This is a genomic window from uncultured Campylobacter sp., assembly GCF_937997595.1.
In the GTDB taxonomy this organism is placed as follows: Bacteria; Campylobacterota; Campylobacteria; order Campylobacterales; family Campylobacteraceae; genus Campylobacter_B.
Window position 1 is genome coordinate 1 of the sequence record NZ_CALKTS010000266.1, and the last position, 1,155, is coordinate 1,155.

Here is a 1,155-nt window from a genome sequence, read left to right on the forward strand (position 1 = left end):
TAAAGCTTCTCGCCCTTTGAAATCGCGCCGTTAATGAGGCTGCCCGTTACGATGGTGCCGAGCCCCTTAAGCGAAAAGACGCGGTCGATGTAGTAGTGCACCACGCCGCCTCCTTGGCGCTGCGCAGGCTTGATATTAAAGAGATAATTTTTCAGCTCGGCGATGCTTGCGGGGTCTTTTATGCTGATAAAAAAGGTGTTTAAAATTTGCAAATCTTTAAATTTGCAGATGTATTCCCTGCACTGCGCCGCGACCTCCGCCTTGCGCGCGTCGCCCACCAGATCGCACTTGCTGATACACAAGATCACGCTCTTTACCCCGAGCAGCGATAAAATTTGAATATGCTCTTTGCTTTGCGGCATCAGCCCGTCGTCCGCGGCGACTACCAGCATCGCAGCGTCGAAAGCATACGCGCCGCTAATCATCGTCTTTACTAGATTTTCATGCCCAGGTACGTCGATAAATGCGACGTTGGTGCTCCCAGAGCGCAGATGCGAAAAGCTAAGATCGATCGTGATGCCGCGCTGCTTTTCGCTCGGCATTCGGTCTCCCTCAAAGCCGTTTAGCGCCTTGATTAACGCGGTCTTTCCGTGATCGATATGGCCTGCGGTGCCGATGATTACGCTATTCATAAATTTCTCCGATCTTTTTTATTAAATCTTGCAAGTCGCTTTTTAAAATCGATCTGAAATCGAGCAAAAATTTATCATCCTCGATCCGCCCGATTATACCCGCAGCGCGAAATTTTGCCTGCGTGCTCTGCGGGTCTGTGCCGTCAAGTATCGCAAGCGCGACGCTAGAGTAGGAGGCGCCGGGCATCGTACCGCCGCCTACAAAGGTGGTAGTAGGCACGATCTGCGATTTTACGCCGATACGCGATCGCACTAGCTCCGCTCGCTCACGCAGCTCGTCCAGGCTCAGATGGATCTGATCTATCGTCGTGATGAGGTGAAATTCTTTATTTATATACGCCTTGATCGTCTCGGCAAGCAGGCTTAGCGTGATCTTGTCCACGCGCAGCATTCGCAGTAGCTGGTTTTTGCGCAGGCGCGCGATGAGCTTGCGATCCCCTAGGATGATGCCGCACTGCACGGAGCCGAAAAGCTTGTCGCCGCTAAAGCTAAGCAGCCGCACGCCGCTTTTTAAAAGCTCAAA

Annotated in this window: 1 protein-coding gene and 1 pseudogene; both read right to left on the reverse strand. The window is 52.2% G+C overall.

Going from position 1 to position 1,155, the window contains the following annotated elements:
• A partial coding sequence (locus Q0614_RS08725) for a GTP-binding protein (protein ID WP_298788080.1) occupies positions 1-632 on the reverse strand: 632 nt, incomplete at its 3' end.
• A pseudogene (locus Q0614_RS08730) lies at positions 625-1,155 on the reverse strand (L-seryl-tRNA(Sec) selenium transferase); the annotation flags it as partial. The pseudogene Q0614_RS08730 and the gene Q0614_RS08725, both read right to left, overlap by 8 nt.